This is a genomic window from Clostridiales bacterium, from assembly GCA_030016385.1.
GTDB lineage: Bacteria > Bacillota > Clostridia > Clostridiales > Oxobacteraceae > JASEJN01.
Window position 1 is genome coordinate 19,714 of record JASEJN010000035.1, and the last position, 16,773, is coordinate 36,486.

Genomic DNA, 16,773 nt, shown 5'->3' on the forward strand with positions numbered 1-16,773 from the left:
ACCCAATGATTAAGACATATATAAACTTTCATTAAAGCCGAGAACTTCGGCCGATGAAAAACAGGGGCGTTCACGGGTGTATGAAATATAGAATATACACCTGCCGTTACCCGTAATCTAGATAAAATGAATGGAGAGATAAAAATGGATGTAATCAGAAAAAGAATCGAAGGGCTTAAGTCTTATTCGCCTTCTTTGACTTCCAGGGACGATCTGGATTCATTCTGGGAGAAGACTTTAAGGGAATGCAAAAATAAGCCTTTAAATGCGGTAAAGGAGAGAGCAGATACATTTCTTTTGAATGTCGATGCATATAAAGTAACTTATTATGGTTATGACGAAACTCCATTACACGGATGGTATCTTGTCCCCAATTTTTTAAAGGACGGGAAGCTCCCATGTGCAGTTATCTTTCACGGATATACAGGAAGCAAGGGTTATCCGGAAGAATATGCAAGATGGCTATTGATGGGAATGGCAGTCTTTGCAATAGATATCCGCGGACAGGGGGGAGAGACCGGGAACCTTATGGGAAGCAGGTTCGGTATGGTTAAAGGGTGGATTACCCAGGGCATACTCGACAAGGATACATGCTATTATAAAGCTATAACAGTCGATTGCTTGAGGGCGCTTGACTGGGTATCAGAGCAGCCCGAGATAGATAAAAGCCGCATATGCGTTATGGGTGGAAGCCAGGGCGGCGGACTTACGTTTATTACAGCCGCTTTAAGCGATAAACCGGCAATTGCTGCCCCATGCATACCTAATATGTGCCACATGGACTTAGGCGTCTTTAATTCTACAAGTTCGCTTACAGAGATCGCCGAATTTGTCAGCAGGTTTCCCGAAAAATTAGATAAAGTACTGGAGACTCTAAGTTATTTTGACATAATGAATCTTGCAGATCGCATCTCGATACCCGTTCTTGTTTCTGTGGGATTGAAGGATACCATCTGTATGCCCGAGACGATATTTGCGGCGTATAACAATATTAAATCCGAAAAGCATATAAAAGTTTATCCTTTTATGGGCCACTGCGTGCCTGAATATCACAGAAGAGAAATAATGTCCTTTATCAATAACCACTTTAAAAAATAATAGAGTATAAATTATTTGAGTTTTCATTGGTAATATGAGCTTATGTTATTTTGAACATTTATTTACTGCTCAAAATAACATAGCTCTATTTATGCATGATTCCATATCGCGGATTGAAGATTTTTTGAAGAATGTTATTTTTGATAGCCAAGCTTCAGGGTTGTTCCAGTAGTATTTTTCAAATATAATATACACCTATAAAGTAAACGGAGGAGATATCGTGGATTTAGAAAATAGAGGGAAAAAAATAAAAGTCGTTATGACTGCAAGGGATACATATGACAGGCTATCGGTTAAGGATGACGTGGTATTTAAAGATGATACATCTGAAACCGAGAGAAATATAATAAATATATATGACGATATCAAATATCAGGAAATAGTCGGTTTTGGGGGTGCTTTTACAGAAGCCGCATCGACAACGTTGGATAAACTTACGGGGGACAAAAGGGATGAGGTGTTGAACGCTTATTTCAACCCCAAAGCCGGCATAGGCTATACCCTCTGCAGAACGCATATAAACAGCTGCGATTTTTCACTGGGCAATTATTCGTATGATGATACGGATGGGGACACGGAGCTTGAGAATTTCAGCATTGGAAGGGATGAAAAATCGTTAATACCATTTATCAAGGATGCAGCGGATGTAGAAGGCTCGCGGTTTAAACTGTTTGCATCACCCTGGAGCCCGCCTGCATGGATGAAGACAAACGGAATGATGAACTATGGCGGGAAACTGAAGGGCGAATATTATGAAACATGGGCAAAGTATATAGCAAAATATATAAAATCATACAGGGAAGACGGCATAGATATTTGGGGTATTACGGTTCAGAATGAGCCTAAAGCCAGGCAAAAATGGGATTCGTGCATTTATACGGCGGCGGAGGAGAAGGATTTTGTAAGAGATTATCTTGGGCCGATTCTTCACAGGGAATGTCCGGGCGATGTAAAAATAATGATCTGGGACCACAATAAAGAGAGGGTATATGAAAGGGCAAAGGCGGCGTTTGAAGATCCAAAAGCTTCGAAATATATATGGGGGACTGCATTCCACTGGTATTCGGGAGAACATTTCGAGGCTCTCTCAGCAGTGCACGATAAATTTCCGGATAAATACCTTATACATACGGAAGGCTGTGTGGAAGGCGGAGCAAATATAGGATCATGGAAAACAGGCGAAAGATACGGGCACGATATAATAGGCGATTTGAACAACTGGGCTTCGGGCTGGACGGATTGGAATATGGTCCTCGATGAAATCGGCGGACCGAATCATGTAGGAAATTACTGTGATGCTCCAATAATCGCCGATACCAAAAGCAATACATTAAAATATGAGAGCTCATATTATTATATGGGACACTTCAGCAAATATATAAGGCCCGGATACAGGCGGATCGGTTACAGCAAGTTTACAGAAAAATTGGACGTAACAGCCTTTGAGTCAAACGAAAAGGATATCGTTGTTGTAATTTTGAACAGGCAGGATGATAAAATCAACTTTAACCTGAGGACGAAATACGGCATTGCAGAAATTACAAGCCAGGCACATTCAATAATGACATTACTTTATTAAAACAGGAAAAAGGCGACTGCTAATTAAAAATTTTCACAAAATTTGAGCTTTTCACATATTGACATTGGTATGATATTATCATATATTTAAATTGTATCCTCAAATTGAATAAAAAGGGAATGAGAACATGTTAAAATCTTTAAAGAGTATAACATTTCTTATAATAATATCAGTGGTAATATTGTTCATAGTTGTTTTCTCATTAGTACCGTTGCTATTTTTCCCGACTCGAAGCGTCACAAAAAAAGGCGATATCGTAAGGAAAGCCAGCATAGAGAATAAAAATGATGAGCCGGCTGATACCGAAATAAAGATAGTGCCTGAAGCAAAACCGGCTTTAAAGCCGATAGATTATGACTTGATGATACAGTCCAAATTGAAATACTACGACTACAAAAAGCCTTTCATAGATACTATCAATTTTAAATTTGAGGATAAACCTGTATATTTCTATTATCCTGTTTATGTATATTTAAACAGGTATTATTTACCCGTTGAAAACTTTGTCAACAAGATTAATGGCAGTGTTAAAGTGAATAAGCAGTATCTGTATCTGAATCTGAAAAATCATAGCGCCGAGATAGATACGCAAAAGGGATTGATGACGGCGAATAACGGGACTGTTCAAGTCAGAAATCCTGTTAAAAAATTTAATGGCGTATCGTATATATCGCTGATAGATTTTACGGATCTATTTGATATGACAACAAGTTGGGATTATGATTCAAAGACGATATCATTATATTTCGACAGGTGCAATCTTAAGAGAAATGCTGTATCAACGGGGAGGACTGCTCTTATAAGGCTGGAGGATGTATCCGTTGATCAGGTTTTTGATACTGCAGATGCCCTTGCAAAGCTCAGGATAGTCGGGGATTACCTTTATTCGGACGGGGTTCCATTCCATGTAGCATGGGTACCCAGGTATCTGTATCCTTTATATAAACTCGACAACGATCCGTCGAGATATTACAGCATGTATAATGCGGATTTCATGTATACTCTCGATTACCTGATAAAGAAGGGCGCTTTGATAGGCCTCCACGGCTACACCCATCAGCGGGGCAATGTAGAAAGTATTGTGGGGCTTGAGTTTAACGATAAATTTAATGATACTGATACTGCCATAGCCGACAGGTTAAAAGCTGCAATAAAATGTGCAAATATACTCAATATACCCGTATACTTCTTCGAAACGCCCCATTATGCGGCTTCGTATGGACAGCATAAAGTTATGGAAAAATATTTCAACTATTTGTATGAACCGCTTGACTCAGGGCATGAAGAAAATGTTTATAAGGTAACACTTGGCAAGAGAGTAGTAAGATATGTTCCAACTTTATTTGATTATGTCAAAGGCGAAAGAGATACCGACAATATGATCTACAAGATTGATACTGTCAATCCAAAAGCACTGGCAAGTTTTTTTTATCATCCTAACATTGATTTTCCATATATCAGGTTTACGAAGGTTGAAGGGACCGATTATCCATATTATGCTTACTTGTCCAATTCGCCTCTTCACAGGATAATAGATACATTTTATAAAAATAAGTTTATGTTCAAGAAGATAACCTCGTTAAAATAAGCGATGCTCATATAAAAGTATTCCGCAGCGATGATATTGCGGAATACTTTTATACATTAAAGAATTATATGATAAATTGAAGTTTTAATATAATAAAGTCAAATCATTTTCCCAAAACGGTTTTTAGCCAGTTCTCGGCAATCAAGGCATGTCCTGCTGCTGTCGGGTGAACGCCGTCCAGTGACCATGTTTCATACCTGACATGTGTGGAAGCTTGAGCAAAAATGCCGTCAAGAGGAATAAAAACAGCTCCAAACTCTTTTGCAAGTTTTCTTACGACCTGTATTTTGGGGTCAAGGTCCTCCCTCCACGTTTCTTCTTCTTTTCTTACCGGAAGAAGATAAGGTTCTAGCATGACTATTTTAGCACTGGTATTGTCCCTAACCTGATTCAATATGTCGCGGTATGTTTCTTCAAACATTTCTGCGGATGTAGGATCGTTGCTATCGTATCTTCTCCATGTATCGTTTATACCTATAAGAATTGATACGATTGAAGGATTTAAATCAAGGCAGTCCTTTTTCCATCGGCTTTTAAGATCTTTTACCCTGTTACCTGATACAGCCCTGTTGATAAATTTAACGCGCAGCTCCGGATACAACGCTGTAAAGAGCGATGCCGTGAACAGAGGATACCCCGGTCCCAGATCGTCAGGCACGTCATACTTGCGGCCCGCGTCAGTTACGCTGTCTCCTTGAAATAAAACGACTGAGTCTTTTTCAATTTGTATCGGCATGTACATTTCCTCCCTGTAAGATAATTAAATGTTATATTGCGATAATATGTAACAAAAACAAATTTATTATAGCATTGAAATTATTCTTTGTCACTTTACTAAAGACTAAAAAAGTCGGATGCATTTAATATGGTAAATGCATCCGACTTTTTAATAAACTATATCTATTGCAAAAGCGATGATAAAATAGTAGCGACAACGCCTATGCCTGCAACGATTATGACGCCGAGGGATCCTGCAGCGCCTGCGTTAGAGGTGAAAATCTGCTGGCCGACACCCATTGCGGCTAAAAGTCCTGCTATGAGCCCTCCATAAGTAAATACAGTCATAAGAGCCGCTCCGGTTTTTGCCTTGACGCCTTTTGGAGGCATATCCTCTTCAGGCAATATTTCACTCCATAATAGATCCCATTTTTTTATTCTAGGATAAAGCACTAATAAAAGGGGAATGCCAAGGACGATCGATGGGATACTGTTATTTACCGTAATTATTGCAGAAAGTGCTGCGAATGGAACAAGACCCAATAGTTCAAGTCCCCATGCGATTATCAATCCGCATGCAGCCGAACCCGTTATGGCACATACTATAAAAGCAAGTATCTTTCTTCCTGATTTCAAATCCGGTTCTGCATCATCGCTTTTTACGATTCCGAGGTTTGCCCAGAGCTTATATGGGACATATGCAAAGAAAAAGTTCCCGACAAATCCGAAAATACTTCCAGGCCCTAATGTGCCGAAGAAATCTCCTATGAGGTTTCCAATGGCAGAGCCCCACGCTCCGGCAGGTCCGAAAAGCAATCCTAAAACAATTGGAAGCGCGCTGGCAGGGCGAACTTCAGTTATGCCAGGTATTAAAACAAAGCCCTTAAAAGGAATTAAGATTGCGGCGTAAAGTGCGGCACTCAAAGCCACCAAAACTACCATTTTTGTGGAGTTCCACATTTTAAATACTTCTTTCATTTATAAAGCCTCCCTAAAAAAATTTTAAATATCTACGGCCAGTCGATAGCCGTGCAAAACTGCTTGAGGCAGTATTTAAGCGAGCAATTAAATATTTTTACCTCCCTTTGTTTTATTTGCTACCGCTGCAGTTATAGAAACTTAGTAAAGCATATGCACAGATTTTGCATATATTGAAAACAATAATATCAAAACCGAAATTATAGATATAACGATATCAGCTCTTTTAAAATGTATCTCCATGTAACTTGTTCTTTCGTTATTGTATCCGAACCCCTTTGATTCAAGGGCCATTGAGAAAACGTTAGTGCTCCTTATAACCGATACGAAAGTCGGAATGATGAGCGGTATATATTTTTTTACTCTTTCTAAAAGAGTGCCTGAATCGAGGTCCAAACCCCTTGACTTTTGTGCCTGAATTATGGTATAGCTTGTTGCGGATATCGTCGGGACAAGCCTTAGGGCTGTGGAAAAGGCAAATGCTCCTCTGTAGGGAATTTTGAGTTTAATAAGCCCCAGAGAGATCTCCTCCATTTTGGTCGAGCTTAAAAAAATCATTCCTGAAATAATCATTACATCAAATTTTATACCTGTTGCCAGGCCGAATAATAATCCCTCCGAGGTAATAGGACCGAGGAGCCTAACCCCGCCGCTCTTTGAAAAGCACCATAACAGTATGGAAACAAGGGCTATCATTATGAGTATTATTCGTATTTTTTTCAAATTGGACAATACTTTGCCTAGAGATCCATAAAACAGCACAAGCACGGAGAGTCCTATGATTGCAGGCAGCGAAATAAACATAAGTGCGATTATAAAGCTTATTAACATAATAAACATTTTAGTTCTTGGATCAAGCCTGTGAAGGCATGTATCCTTATCGAGATACAAAAACATATCCATTTCAGAAGGCCTCCTTCGTGCATTTTATCATTTCATCGACGGAAAGCATGGTTTTGCCAAGCATATTGCTTAAGCTTACAATATGCGGAGGTTTTAAAAATGAGCTTTCAAGTTCATCTTCCCTCCCGAATATTTCACGGGTGTTTCCGTACATTATTATTTTTCCGTCTTTTACCACAGCTACTTTATGGGCATATTCAGCTACAACCCACATCGTATGTGTAATCATTATTATGGTATGTCCCTGTTTATTCAGCTCTTTTATAAGTTCCATCATCTGTTTTTGTTCTTTAAAGTCAAGGCCTGTAGTGGGTTCATCGAGTATGATTACCTTTGGCCTTGCGGAAAGTATCGATGCAACGGCTATTCTCTGCCTTTCACCCTTTGTGAGTGAAAATGGGTCTTCATTTTCATATCCTTCCATATATACGGCTTTCAATGCTTCCCTTACCCTGCTGTCTATTTCGTCTTTTGAGTATCCCCTAATCTTGGGGCTGAATGCGACTTCTTCATATACGGTATCTGCAAAAATCTGGTGATCGGGGTTTTGAAAGGCGTACCCGACTATTTTACCGATTTCATATATTGAGGAATCCTTTGTATCTTTTCCGTTTACAAGAACATGTCCCTTTGTAGGCGTCAAAAGGCCGTTGAAATGTTTTACAAGTGTTGTCTTACCGCTTCCGTTATGCCCGAGTATGGCTAAGAATTCTCCGTCCCTGATTTTTAAATCGACTCCGTTCAAAGCATAATTGCCGTTATCATACATATGTTCCAGATCTTTAACTTCAATTATCACATCGCCGTATCCTGATTCTTTTTTCTTATCTTCTTCTATAAGGCTTTCATATTTTTTATCATCTATTTGCAGTTTCAGCTCTTTAAATTTTTTATATCCTTCAGATGGCGTGAGAGGAAGCTCCTCATCTTTAAGGGTGGAAACAGTTTTGAAATATTTTGGAATCTGGAGGGACATAATTCCTATGCTGTCGGTCAATTTTACATCCCTTAGCACATCGGAAGGCCTTCCGTCTCTTATAATTTTTCCGTCATACATTATGAGTATCCTATCGGAATTTAAAGCTTCTTCTGTTTCATGCTCTATGATGATCAGGGTAAAATCCTTATCCTTGTGAAGCTCTTTTGCGATATTGAACACACCTATCTTGCCTATTGGGTCCAGATCCGTCGTGGGTTCGTCCATGCATATGATGCCGGGGTTTGAAGCGAGCACGGAACCTATGGCAAGGCGCTGCTTCTGGCCTCCCGACAGAGTGGAAGGCTGGCGGTTTTCAAGCCCTTCAAGCTCCACCGTCTTTAATACTTTTTTGATACGCCGTCCGATCTCTTCTCTTTCAATCTTGAAGTTTTCAGGTCCGAATGCAATTTCAAGGCTGGTATTTGTAGAGAACAGCTGCGACTCAAAGTCTTGGAATACAAGGCCAATATCCTTTGCCATCCTGCTCACCGGCGTATTCTTTACGCTTTTTCCGTCTACCAATACTTCTCCTTCGTACTTTCCCCTCATAAAATGGGGTATAAGGCCGTTCAAACAGTTTGCAAGGGTTGATTTTCCTGCACCGCTCGGGCCCATGATGACTACAAACTGTCCTTTATCTATATCGAGATTTATATTATCTATGGCATTTCTGTTTTTTTGATCCTTGTATCTGAAAGAAAGACCTTTTATATGAATTGTGTTGGATACGGGCAGCCCTTCTTTATTATTCTGCATTTTTAATCCCTCCTCATCTAATGTATAAATACGAACATTATTTGAAAATATCATTTTAATATTAGACAAGCGAATGTATCTTTAGAAAAATAATACCACCTTTATATAGCACAGTCAATAAAAAAGATATATTTTACGAACATTAATATAAATAAACAATTAAATGTTAAAAAAATGTCCCGCCTGTTTCCATCTCAGTTTTATTTTGTGCAATATATGTAATTTAACAGGCACGGATTTTTCATAATGCTCATTCGTCGTTCAAAATAACATAAACGCATATTAAGAATTGCAGTTTAATATAAGTTAGACAATCCATCCTTTCATTTTATGCTCCATTTGCGGCGAAATGTATATTTTTATGCTTTACATGGGAACATATGTTCGTATATAATATAATTGAAATTGGTAATTATAGGGGTAATATTATGGAAAATAAAAACAGGGTTATTTTTCATGTTGATGTCAACAGCGCATTCCTTTCATGGGAGGCCGCATACAGGATGCATCTGGGGTCTTCGATTGATTTAAGGAAAATTCCGTCTGTGGTAGGCGGAGATGTTGAAAGCAGGCACGGTATCGTACTTGCAAAATCCATGCCTGCCAAAGAGTGCGGGATAAAAACTGGGGAAACATTATATAAGGCCAGGGAAAAGTGTCCTGAGCTTGTTATAGTTCCTCCCAACTTTCAACTTTATATTATGTACAGCGATGAACTTATTGAAATTTTAAAGGAATATACTCCTGACATACAAAAGTTTTCTGTTGATGAATGTTTTCTTGATTTTACCGGCATGGAGCATATGTACAAAGATCCTGTGGCTTTAGCATATGAAATAAAAGGAAGGATTAAAAAAGAGCTTGGATTTACAGTAAATATAGGGATCTCTAACAACAAGCTTCTCGCAAAAATCGCTTCGGATCTTAAGAAGCCAGACATGGTCCATACGCTTTATCCTTCACAAATAGAGGAAAAAATGTGGCCCCTGCCTGTTGAAGCGCTGTTCATGGTAGGAAAGGCGACAGCGCCAAAGCTTCACAGGTTAAATATAAATACCATAGGCGACCTTGCAAGATATGACAGGAATATTTTAAAGCAGAAGTTCAAGAGTTTCGGTACCATGATATGGAGTTTTGCAAACGGCATTGAAAATTCACAAGTAAGAAGCGACAGCCACATAGATGTGAAGTGCATCGGAAATTCCACCACGCAGCCTTTTGATGTAAAAGATATGGAAACGGCCCGCAAGGTATTGCTGTTCCTGTGCGAGACGGTATGCTTAAGGCTTCGAAACTCGAAAAATTTATGTTCCCTTGTAGCTGTAAGCATGAGAAACAGCGAATTCATAAATTATTCGAGGCAGAGAAAGCTTGACTATTATACGGATTCCACCATAAAGGTATGGAACATTGCCTGCGAGCTGTTTAAAGAAGGATGGAAGGGCGATGCCATAAGGAACATGGGTGTCAGGGTTTCCAAATTGTGCAGCAATGATTTTATGCAGATATCCATGTTTGACGATAGGAATGTAGAAAAGATGCGGGCACTCGATAAAACTATCGATAATATACGTATGAAATATGGTTCTTATGCGATTGTAAGATGCTCGTTTCTCAATTCGGGATTAAATGCGATAAACGGTGGATATCGATTATGAAAGTTGTTCCATGCACAAGGAATAGTTATAATGGAAAATAATATATAATCAATTGTGCATATTTCCAGTTATGGTATACTTAATATGTAAATTCTAATTTATATTTTGGCATAAGTAAATTGTGCTGTTTTGAAGATATGTGAAAATAATATCGGCATATAATATTTCGCTGTACAAGAGAGGATATTATTATGGGAGGATATTTTAGTTTTCTTCTTTCGGTCTTTATTTGTGCATCAGTCATGGCAAGCAATGTATATTTTTATACTGCTATCGATTACCGTTTCCGAGGGATGGCTCGTAAGGCGCGCTATCTGATATCGGCAGGGGCATTTTTAGCCTTGATGATAATAAATGAAAAAATCGTACCTTATATGCTGATGGGTATTGAATACGGCAATTTCAACATAGCCGCATATCTTGCATACATATTTGCCGGAGCATACAGTGCTATTTTAGCATGTGCGGCATTTGGGGCATATTTGTTTTTCACAAATGTCAGTAATACCGGTAACATATATTCTATAATAATACAGATGACCATAACTCTGCTTACGGCATATGCTGTCGATATATTTTTATCCAGGAAGCACAAAAAACCCGATGAGATTATGTTATTGCTGAGCGGGATAATTCTGACTCTCGAAAAATTCTTATACGCTATGCTGATCGATGAACCTGTTGCGGATTACGACAGATATATTATTTTTAACCTGATATTTATTTTGCTCCCCGGAGAAATTCTGATAAAAAGGAATAAGGTATATAAAGCTGTAAAAAAGTTCAAATTTAGCAAGAGATTATTCGAAATAATATTCAACTCCGCACCTGTAATGATATTTTATAAGAATAAAGAAAATATGTTGACCAAGGTTAATTCAAATTGTGCCGAGGAAATAGGCATACCGGCGCAAAAGCTTGTCGGAATGCCGCTTGAAGGGATTTTTCCTTCAGATGATGTGCAAATGTACAAAAGAGAGGACTCTATAGTTATGGAAACGGGAAAGTCCATGAAGAATATAGTCAGAAGCATCAGGACGAAAAATGGGGTGCGCTGGTTAAAAACGGATAAGGTGCCTTATATAGATGAAGATGGCGTGGCGTCCGGTGTAATAGGTTTTTCGGTTGACATAACAGAGCGCAGGGATCTCGGGGACAAAGTAAATTATATGGCTTACTATGATCTTGTAACAGGTCTTCCAAACAGGGCATTATTTAAGGATAGGCTATCTGTAGCGATAACTCATGCCAGGAGGAATAAGCTAAAGATAGCCGTAATGTTTTTGGATGTGGATAATTTCAAGTCCATAAATGATACGAAAGGTCATGCGGTTGGAGATAAATTTTTGTGCAATATCGCTAAAACTTTGGAATCCTGCCTGAGGGAAGAGGATACTATCGCACGCTTCGGCGGGGACGAGTTTGTGATGCTTATCCACAATATAAAAGATCCAAGCGATGTTCAGAATGTAGCCGCAAGGATCAATTCAAGATGCAGGCAGCCCTGGATACTTGATGACGGGAAATTTTATGCAACGATAAGCATAGGTGTTGCGATATTCCCAAAGGATGGAGAGGATACAGAGACGCTCCTTAAAAATGCGGATGCTGCGATGTACAGGGCAAAAGAGGCGGGGAAAGATAACTGCGAGTTTTATACTAAGTCCATAAATACCGATCTCATAAAAAAGCTTGAACTTGAGGAATACTTGAGGCATGCCATGGAAAGCAATCAGTTTTTGCTGTATTATCAGCCTCAGATAAATATCAATACTATGAGGGTTATAGGGCTTGAGGCCCTTTTAAGGTGGGAGCATCCAAGGCTTGGCATGCTTGCACCCGGTGAATTTATACCCCTTGCGGAAGAAACCGGGTTTATTGTACCGATAGGCGTCTGGATTGTACAGGCAGTCTGTAGACAGATAAGAAAATGGGAAGATGAAGGGATACCGGATCTTACAGTCGCTGTCAATATATCCGCAAGGCAGTTTCAGCAGAGCGGCCTGATGGAAATAATTTTAGACAGCATAAAAAGGGAAAGCATAAGCACAAAACTTCTCGAGCTTGAGATAACTGAAAGCACGGCGATACAAAACATCGAATATACACAAAAGATATTGAAATACCTGAATGATGCAGGCCTTCATATAACTTTGGATGATTTTGGAACAGGTTATTCATCATTGAACTATTTAAGGCAGCTTCCGTTTAATGCATTGAAGATGGATAAATCCTTCGTGGGAGGGATTAAATATAAATCGAGAGAGAACGGTATTGCCGAGGCAATAATCAGTCTTGCTCATAACCTTAACCTGGATGTGACGGCGGAAGGGGTCGAGACTAAGGAGCAGCTATATTTGCTAAAGTCCTTTGGATGCGATAACGTGCAGGGGTATATTTTCAGCAAACCCCTTACATCTTATGAAACTGCTAATTTCGTAAGGAATTGGCAAAACAAATATAAGCAGGGGGCGGCATACAATATATAGCGGGTGCTTATAGCAGCCCAAAGATAAATATCGCACGATTTAAAAATAAGGACAACCCTATGTTGAGGGTTGTCCTTATTTTTAAATGCTTGGCAGGTGTTTCACTTGCAGGCACTTTTGAATATACTGTATTGTAAATATTGCACTTTACATATTTTATAGGGGAGTATATATGATGAAGAAAAGTAAATCGATATTTTTAGTTCTGCTGATATCCGTAATCATCGCATTTTCTAGCTGCACGGATAAAAAGACAAATGATTCAAAAGAGTTCAAAACAGTAAAGGTGGCTTTTGACAACGCACCGTCTGAAGCAGGAATAATACTCGGGGATAAGTTGGGCTTTTTTGAAAAGCTTGGTATAAAAATACAATATGTACAATTCAATTCAGGTGCGGATGAGCTTTCATCGATAGCTTCGAATCAGGTGGATGTAAGCAGAGGAATAATCAACGCCGGGTTATTCAATGCAAGAAGTCAGGGAATCGATATAAAGCTCGTTGCAGACGGAGGACATAATATAAAGGGAAAGGGATACTTTGCATTAGCCATCAAAAAAGGTTTGGGAGAAAAATATAGGGATTATAAAGATATGAAAGGCATGAGGATCGCCATTGCATCTTTGGGATCCATAAATCAGCTCTTTGTTGAAAAAGCCCTTGAAAAGGGCGGCCTTACTACAAAGAATATAGAATACGTAGTCGTTGACTCTTTCCCGGATATGCTTACAGCAGTAGCAAACGGGAATGCCGATGCCACCATGCAAATAGAACCGCTTATAACCAAAGGCGTGGATGAAGGAATACTGGAATGGTGGAGGGATCCGGACGAATATGCACAGGGTGAAGAAATATCAGTTGTTATGTACAGTCCTGATTTTGTAAAAGACAAAGAACTTGGCAAGAAATTCATGGTAGGCTACCTTCAAGGGGTACGTGCATATAATGATGCATTGATAAATGGTAATAAGGATACGGATAAAATAATCGATATACTGACAAAGACAACTTTTGTTGATAAACCTGAAATTTTTAAGAAAATGAAACCTGCGGGACTCGCCCCCAACGGATATGTGCTAAGAGAAGGAGTAATCGAGGATCAGAAATGGTATATGAAGAAGGGGCTTGTAAAAAAAGAGGCCGATATCGATAAGCTTATAGACAATAGTTATGTTGAATATGCACTGTCGGTGCTTGGTGAATATAAGGATCCGAAGTGAGGGATTTAATATGACAAAGGAGTTAATAGGAGAGATAATAAAGATAGATGTTGAAAAGGGCAAAAGGGAGAATAAAAGCATAAACAACGTGCCATATAAAAGGGTATTATCCATTGTATCGCCGTTAATACTGCTTCTTGTATGGGAAGTGCTTGTGAGGATACACGTGCTTGACAGCAGATTTTTTCCGGCTCCCACAAGAATACTTATGGCCATGTGGGAGATGATAAAGAGCGGCATATTGTTTTCAGACCTTAAGATATCTTTAACCAGGATATTCGGAGGATTTTTGATAGGCGCTGTCCCCGGGCTTATAATAGGGCTTACGATGGGACTTTTTCCGGCAGTAAAGGTGATCCTGGATCCGGTAATTGCAGCGACGTATCCAATACCCAAACTTGCACTTATGCCTCTTATAATGATTATATTCGGTTTGACGGAAATCGAAAAAATGGTGGTAATAGCCCTTGGTACATTTTTCCTTGTGCTGATAAATACGGTAGCAGGGGTTGTAAACCTGGACACGATTTACTGGGATGTCGCCAAAAATTATGGAGCAAGCAAAAAGGATTATTATCTTACGGTGGCGCTGCCGGGAGCGCTTCCCATGATATTTACGGGCATAAAGCTTGGAATGGGCACAGCTCTTATGCTCATCGTGGCATCTGAAATGAACGGTGCAACTCAGGGCGTAGGCTATCGGATATGGGAGTCGTATTCGATATTCAATATTCCCGAGATGTATGTATCATTTATTGTAATGTCTCTTTTAGGCTATATTTTTACAGTGGTTTTAGATGAACTGGAAAGGGTCATAATACCATGGAAGCATGACTGAAGGGAGAGGCTTTGTGTGAACATGAACGAGCAGGTAAAGGCAAGGGAGATTGAAGACGCAAAAAAGGCAAAGATAAGGGTCAGCGGTCTTACAAAACAGTTTACAGTTCATAAGCAAAAAATCACGGCATTTAAAAATATCAACATTGAGATAGGAGAAGGAGAGTTCTGGTGCATCGTAGGTCCAAGCGGATGCGGCAAGACGACACTTTTAAGAGTGCTTGCAGGGCTTGAGCAGCCTTCTTCAGGGACCATAGAGATTATACACAAAGATATGAATAAGCCTCTTAATTCAATGGTATTTCAAGAGCATGCCATATTTCCATGGATGTCTGTCAAGGAAAACATTGCCTATGGTTTAAAAATGAGGAAGTATCCCAAAAAGATAATAGATCGGATGGTTAAAGAATACATTGAGAAAATGGACCTGACGAAATTTACAAACGCCTTTCCCCATCAGCTTTCAGGAGGCATGAAACAGAGAGTCAGCATTGCAAGGGCTTTTGTGAATGACCCTGAGATACTTCTTATGGATGAGCCCTTCGCATCCCTTGACGAACAGAACAGGCTCATACTGCAGCAGGAACTGCTGTCTATATGGGAATCGAACAGAAAAACCGTCGTGTTTATAACTCACAGCATAGATGAGGCGATTTTTTTATCGGACCATATAATGATCATGACCGCACACCCGGGAAAGGTCAAGAGCGTATACAATGTGGATCTTCCAAGGCCGAGGAATATGGCAAAAATAAGGACGATTCCCGAATTCAATATTCTTTTTACAAAAATGTGGGCAGAACTTAAAGAAGAGGTAAAACAATAGATGCCGGATAAAATTTCCGGCATCTATTTATGAAAGGGGGTATGTTTATTCAAAAACAGGATGGGGAGAAGAGCCTTAGCAGGATTAAAAATCCGGCTCATAATTTACGATGTAATCGTCAAGATACCTGTATTTTTTAGGCTTACCAGTGTAGCCGTATACCGAATATCCTCCATATCCGGGGTATGCGCCGTATCCTCCGAATACCCTGCCACCGAAGGCGCATACTACAAGTATCAATATGATTATGATTATAAGCGATGTTCCGGTCGTACTCGTTTGGCCACTTGTGCAACCTGTCGTGCCACTGCAAGTGTTGCAAAAAATATTTGGGTCTATGCTCAATTATCATCCCCCGATTCCAGGACATATATATCCTGGTTTATATTATGCATGGTGAAAGAACATGTTACAATTTTGAATGTTTTACATTTTTATAGTTCTCAACATATTTGCCGAGGGCAAACAGCGCAGCGGCAACTGTTAGATATAAAAGCAGAAGACCTGTGGTCCTGTCGATTTCCAGGAATATAACCGATATATAAAAAAGAACCGTTGCAATTTTTCCATATAGTTTTGCAGATACAAAAGTTCCCATTTTATATAAAATTATGGCTCCAAGGATCATAAAGAATTCTTTCAAACCTATTATTGTTACAACCCAAAACGGTATAATATGTTTTACCGTAAGGCTTATTAAAACCGCTATAGACATAAGTTTATCAGCTAAAGGGTCGAGAATAGAACCCCATTTTGTTATCAAGTTGAATTTTCTCGCAATATATCCATCCAATATATCCGTTAAACCGGCAGCAGCAAAAACAATAAATGAAATGAGCATTGCATTCGGTATATTAGAGAAGAAAATTAATAAAAAAACGGGAACAAGTATAAGCCTTATAATAGTTAAAATATTTGGTATATTCATATTAAGCCCACCCCGTTACATATTTTTAAAATAAGCTACGATAGAAGATGCAACAATTGTAACACCTCTTTATATATAGAATGCTACATATTTATCCTTATAATACAGATTGTATCAAATCACATCCTAAATTACAACTATTCAGAGATTTCGGTGCGTATATAAATTATTTGAAGAATATTATGGAAAGAGCAATTAGCGGAAAGTCTTTAGAGTCT

Annotated in this window: 14 protein-coding genes; 8 read left to right on the forward strand and 6 right to left on the reverse strand. The window is 39.1% G+C overall.

The window, feature by feature from the left end; translation table 11 throughout:
• Positions 1-144: 144 nt before the first annotated feature.
• The 3 genes from QME45_09350 to QME45_09360 all read left to right on the forward strand — a co-directional run bounded on the left by QME45_09350 (position 145) and on the right by QME45_09360 (position 4,265).
• On the forward strand, positions 145-1,098 hold the full coding sequence (locus QME45_09350; protein MDI6618863.1) for an acetylxylan esterase: 954 nt from the start codon (positions 145-147) through the stop codon (positions 1,096-1,098).
• Between the two features lie 220 nt (positions 1,099-1,318).
• Positions 1,319-2,677 (forward strand): glycoside hydrolase family 30 protein, encoded by a 1,359-nt coding sequence (locus QME45_09355; GenBank protein MDI6618864.1) that lies wholly within the window; start codon positions 1,319-1,321, stop codon positions 2,675-2,677.
• A 127-nt stretch (positions 2,678-2,804) separates the two neighbouring features.
• Positions 2,805-4,265, forward strand: coding sequence for a DUF2334 domain-containing protein (locus QME45_09360; protein MDI6618865.1), 1,461 nt, complete (start codon positions 2,805-2,807; stop codon positions 4,263-4,265).
• Positions 4,266-4,368: 103 nt separating this feature from the next.
• Here QME45_09360 and QME45_09365 read toward each other — a convergent pair whose 3' ends face one another.
• The 4 genes from QME45_09365 to QME45_09380 all read right to left on the reverse strand — a co-directional run bounded on the left by QME45_09365 (position 4,369) and on the right by QME45_09380 (position 8,598).
• Entirely contained in the window at positions 4,369-5,001 is a 633-nt protein-coding gene (locus QME45_09365; GenBank protein MDI6618866.1) for an SGNH/GDSL hydrolase family protein, read from the reverse strand.
• A 164-nt stretch (positions 5,002-5,165) separates the two neighbouring features.
• Positions 5,166-5,960 (reverse strand): QueT transporter family protein, encoded by a 795-nt coding sequence (locus QME45_09370; GenBank protein ID MDI6618867.1) that lies wholly within the window; start codon positions 5,958-5,960, stop codon positions 5,166-5,168.
• A 141-nt stretch (positions 5,961-6,101) separates the two neighbouring features.
• On the reverse strand, positions 6,102-6,863 hold the full coding sequence (locus QME45_09375) for an energy-coupling factor transporter transmembrane component T (GenBank protein ID MDI6618868.1): 762 nt from the start codon (positions 6,861-6,863) through the stop codon (positions 6,102-6,104).
• 1 nt (position 6,864) lies between these two features.
• Positions 6,865-8,598 (reverse strand): energy-coupling factor transporter ATPase, encoded by a 1,734-nt coding sequence (locus QME45_09380; GenBank protein MDI6618869.1) that lies wholly within the window; start codon positions 8,596-8,598, stop codon positions 6,865-6,867.
• A 428-nt stretch (positions 8,599-9,026) separates the two neighbouring features.
• On the opposite strand from QME45_09380, the gene QME45_09385 reads away from it, so the two are divergent.
• The 5 genes from QME45_09385 to QME45_09405 all read left to right on the forward strand — a co-directional run bounded on the left by QME45_09385 (position 9,027) and on the right by QME45_09405 (position 15,627).
• Positions 9,027-10,256, forward strand: a complete 1,230-nt coding sequence (locus QME45_09385; protein ID MDI6618870.1) for a DNA polymerase IV — start codon at positions 9,027-9,029, stop codon at positions 10,254-10,256.
• A 191-nt stretch (positions 10,257-10,447) separates the two neighbouring features.
• Positions 10,448-12,745, forward strand: a complete 2,298-nt coding sequence (locus QME45_09390) for an EAL domain-containing protein (GenBank protein ID MDI6618871.1) — start codon at positions 10,448-10,450, stop codon at positions 12,743-12,745.
• Between the two features lie 172 nt (positions 12,746-12,917).
• On the forward strand, positions 12,918-13,964 hold the full coding sequence (locus QME45_09395; GenBank protein ID MDI6618872.1) for an ABC transporter substrate-binding protein: 1,047 nt from the start codon (positions 12,918-12,920) through the stop codon (positions 13,962-13,964).
• A 10-nt stretch (positions 13,965-13,974) separates the two neighbouring features.
• Positions 13,975-14,802: an ABC transporter permease gene (locus QME45_09400; GenBank protein MDI6618873.1), complete on the forward strand. Its 828-nt coding sequence runs from the start codon at positions 13,975-13,977 to the stop codon at positions 14,800-14,802.
• 21 nt (positions 14,803-14,823) lie between these two features.
• Positions 14,824-15,627 (forward strand): ABC transporter ATP-binding protein, encoded by an 804-nt coding sequence (locus tag QME45_09405; GenBank protein MDI6618874.1) that lies wholly within the window; start codon positions 14,824-14,826, stop codon positions 15,625-15,627.
• 84 nt (positions 15,628-15,711) lie between these two features.
• Here QME45_09405 and QME45_09410 read toward each other — a convergent pair whose 3' ends face one another.
• Both QME45_09410 and QME45_09415 read right to left on the reverse strand, forming a co-directional pair.
• A complete protein-coding gene (locus QME45_09410) occupies positions 15,712-15,972 on the reverse strand; it encodes a hypothetical protein (GenBank protein MDI6618875.1) in 261 nt (86 codons plus the stop codon).
• A gap of 64 nt (positions 15,973-16,036) precedes the next feature.
• A complete protein-coding gene (locus QME45_09415; protein ID MDI6618876.1) occupies positions 16,037-16,555 on the reverse strand; it encodes a CDP-alcohol phosphatidyltransferase family protein in 519 nt (172 codons plus the stop codon).
• Between the last annotated feature and the right edge of the window lie 218 nt (positions 16,556-16,773).

Excerpts from the sequence above, each read along its gene's own strand:
- QME45_09350 (MDI6618863.1), top strand. The coding sequence starts at position 145 with ATGGATGTAATCAGAAAAAGAATCGAAGGGCTTAAGTCTTATTCGCCT.
- QME45_09360 (MDI6618865.1), top strand. The coding sequence starts at position 2,805 with ATGTTAAAATCTTTAAAGAGTATAACATTTCTTATAATAATATCAGTG.
- QME45_09365 (MDI6618866.1), bottom strand. The coding sequence starts at position 5,001 with ATGCCGATACAAATTGAAAAAGACTCAGTCGTTTTATTTCAAGGAGAC.
- QME45_09370 (MDI6618867.1), bottom strand. The coding sequence starts at position 5,960 with ATGAAAGAAGTATTTAAAATGTGGAACTCCACAAAAATGGTAGTTTTG.
- QME45_09375 (MDI6618868.1), bottom strand. The coding sequence starts at position 6,863 with ATGGATATGTTTTTGTATCTCGATAAGGATACATGCCTTCACAGGCTT.
- QME45_09380 (MDI6618869.1), bottom strand. The coding sequence starts at position 8,598 with ATGCAGAATAATAAAGAAGGGCTGCCCGTATCCAACACAATTCATATA.
- QME45_09385 (MDI6618870.1), top strand. The coding sequence starts at position 9,027 with ATGGAAAATAAAAACAGGGTTATTTTTCATGTTGATGTCAACAGCGCA.
- QME45_09390 (MDI6618871.1), top strand. The coding sequence starts at position 10,448 with ATGGGAGGATATTTTAGTTTTCTTCTTTCGGTCTTTATTTGTGCATCA.
- QME45_09395 (MDI6618872.1), top strand. The coding sequence starts at position 12,918 with ATGATGAAGAAAAGTAAATCGATATTTTTAGTTCTGCTGATATCCGTA.
- QME45_09400 (MDI6618873.1), top strand. The coding sequence starts at position 13,975 with ATGACAAAGGAGTTAATAGGAGAGATAATAAAGATAGATGTTGAAAAG.
- QME45_09405 (MDI6618874.1), top strand. The coding sequence starts at position 14,824 with ATGAACGAGCAGGTAAAGGCAAGGGAGATTGAAGACGCAAAAAAGGCA.
- QME45_09415 (MDI6618876.1), bottom strand. The coding sequence starts at position 16,555 with ATGAATATACCAAATATTTTAACTATTATAAGGCTTATACTTGTTCCC.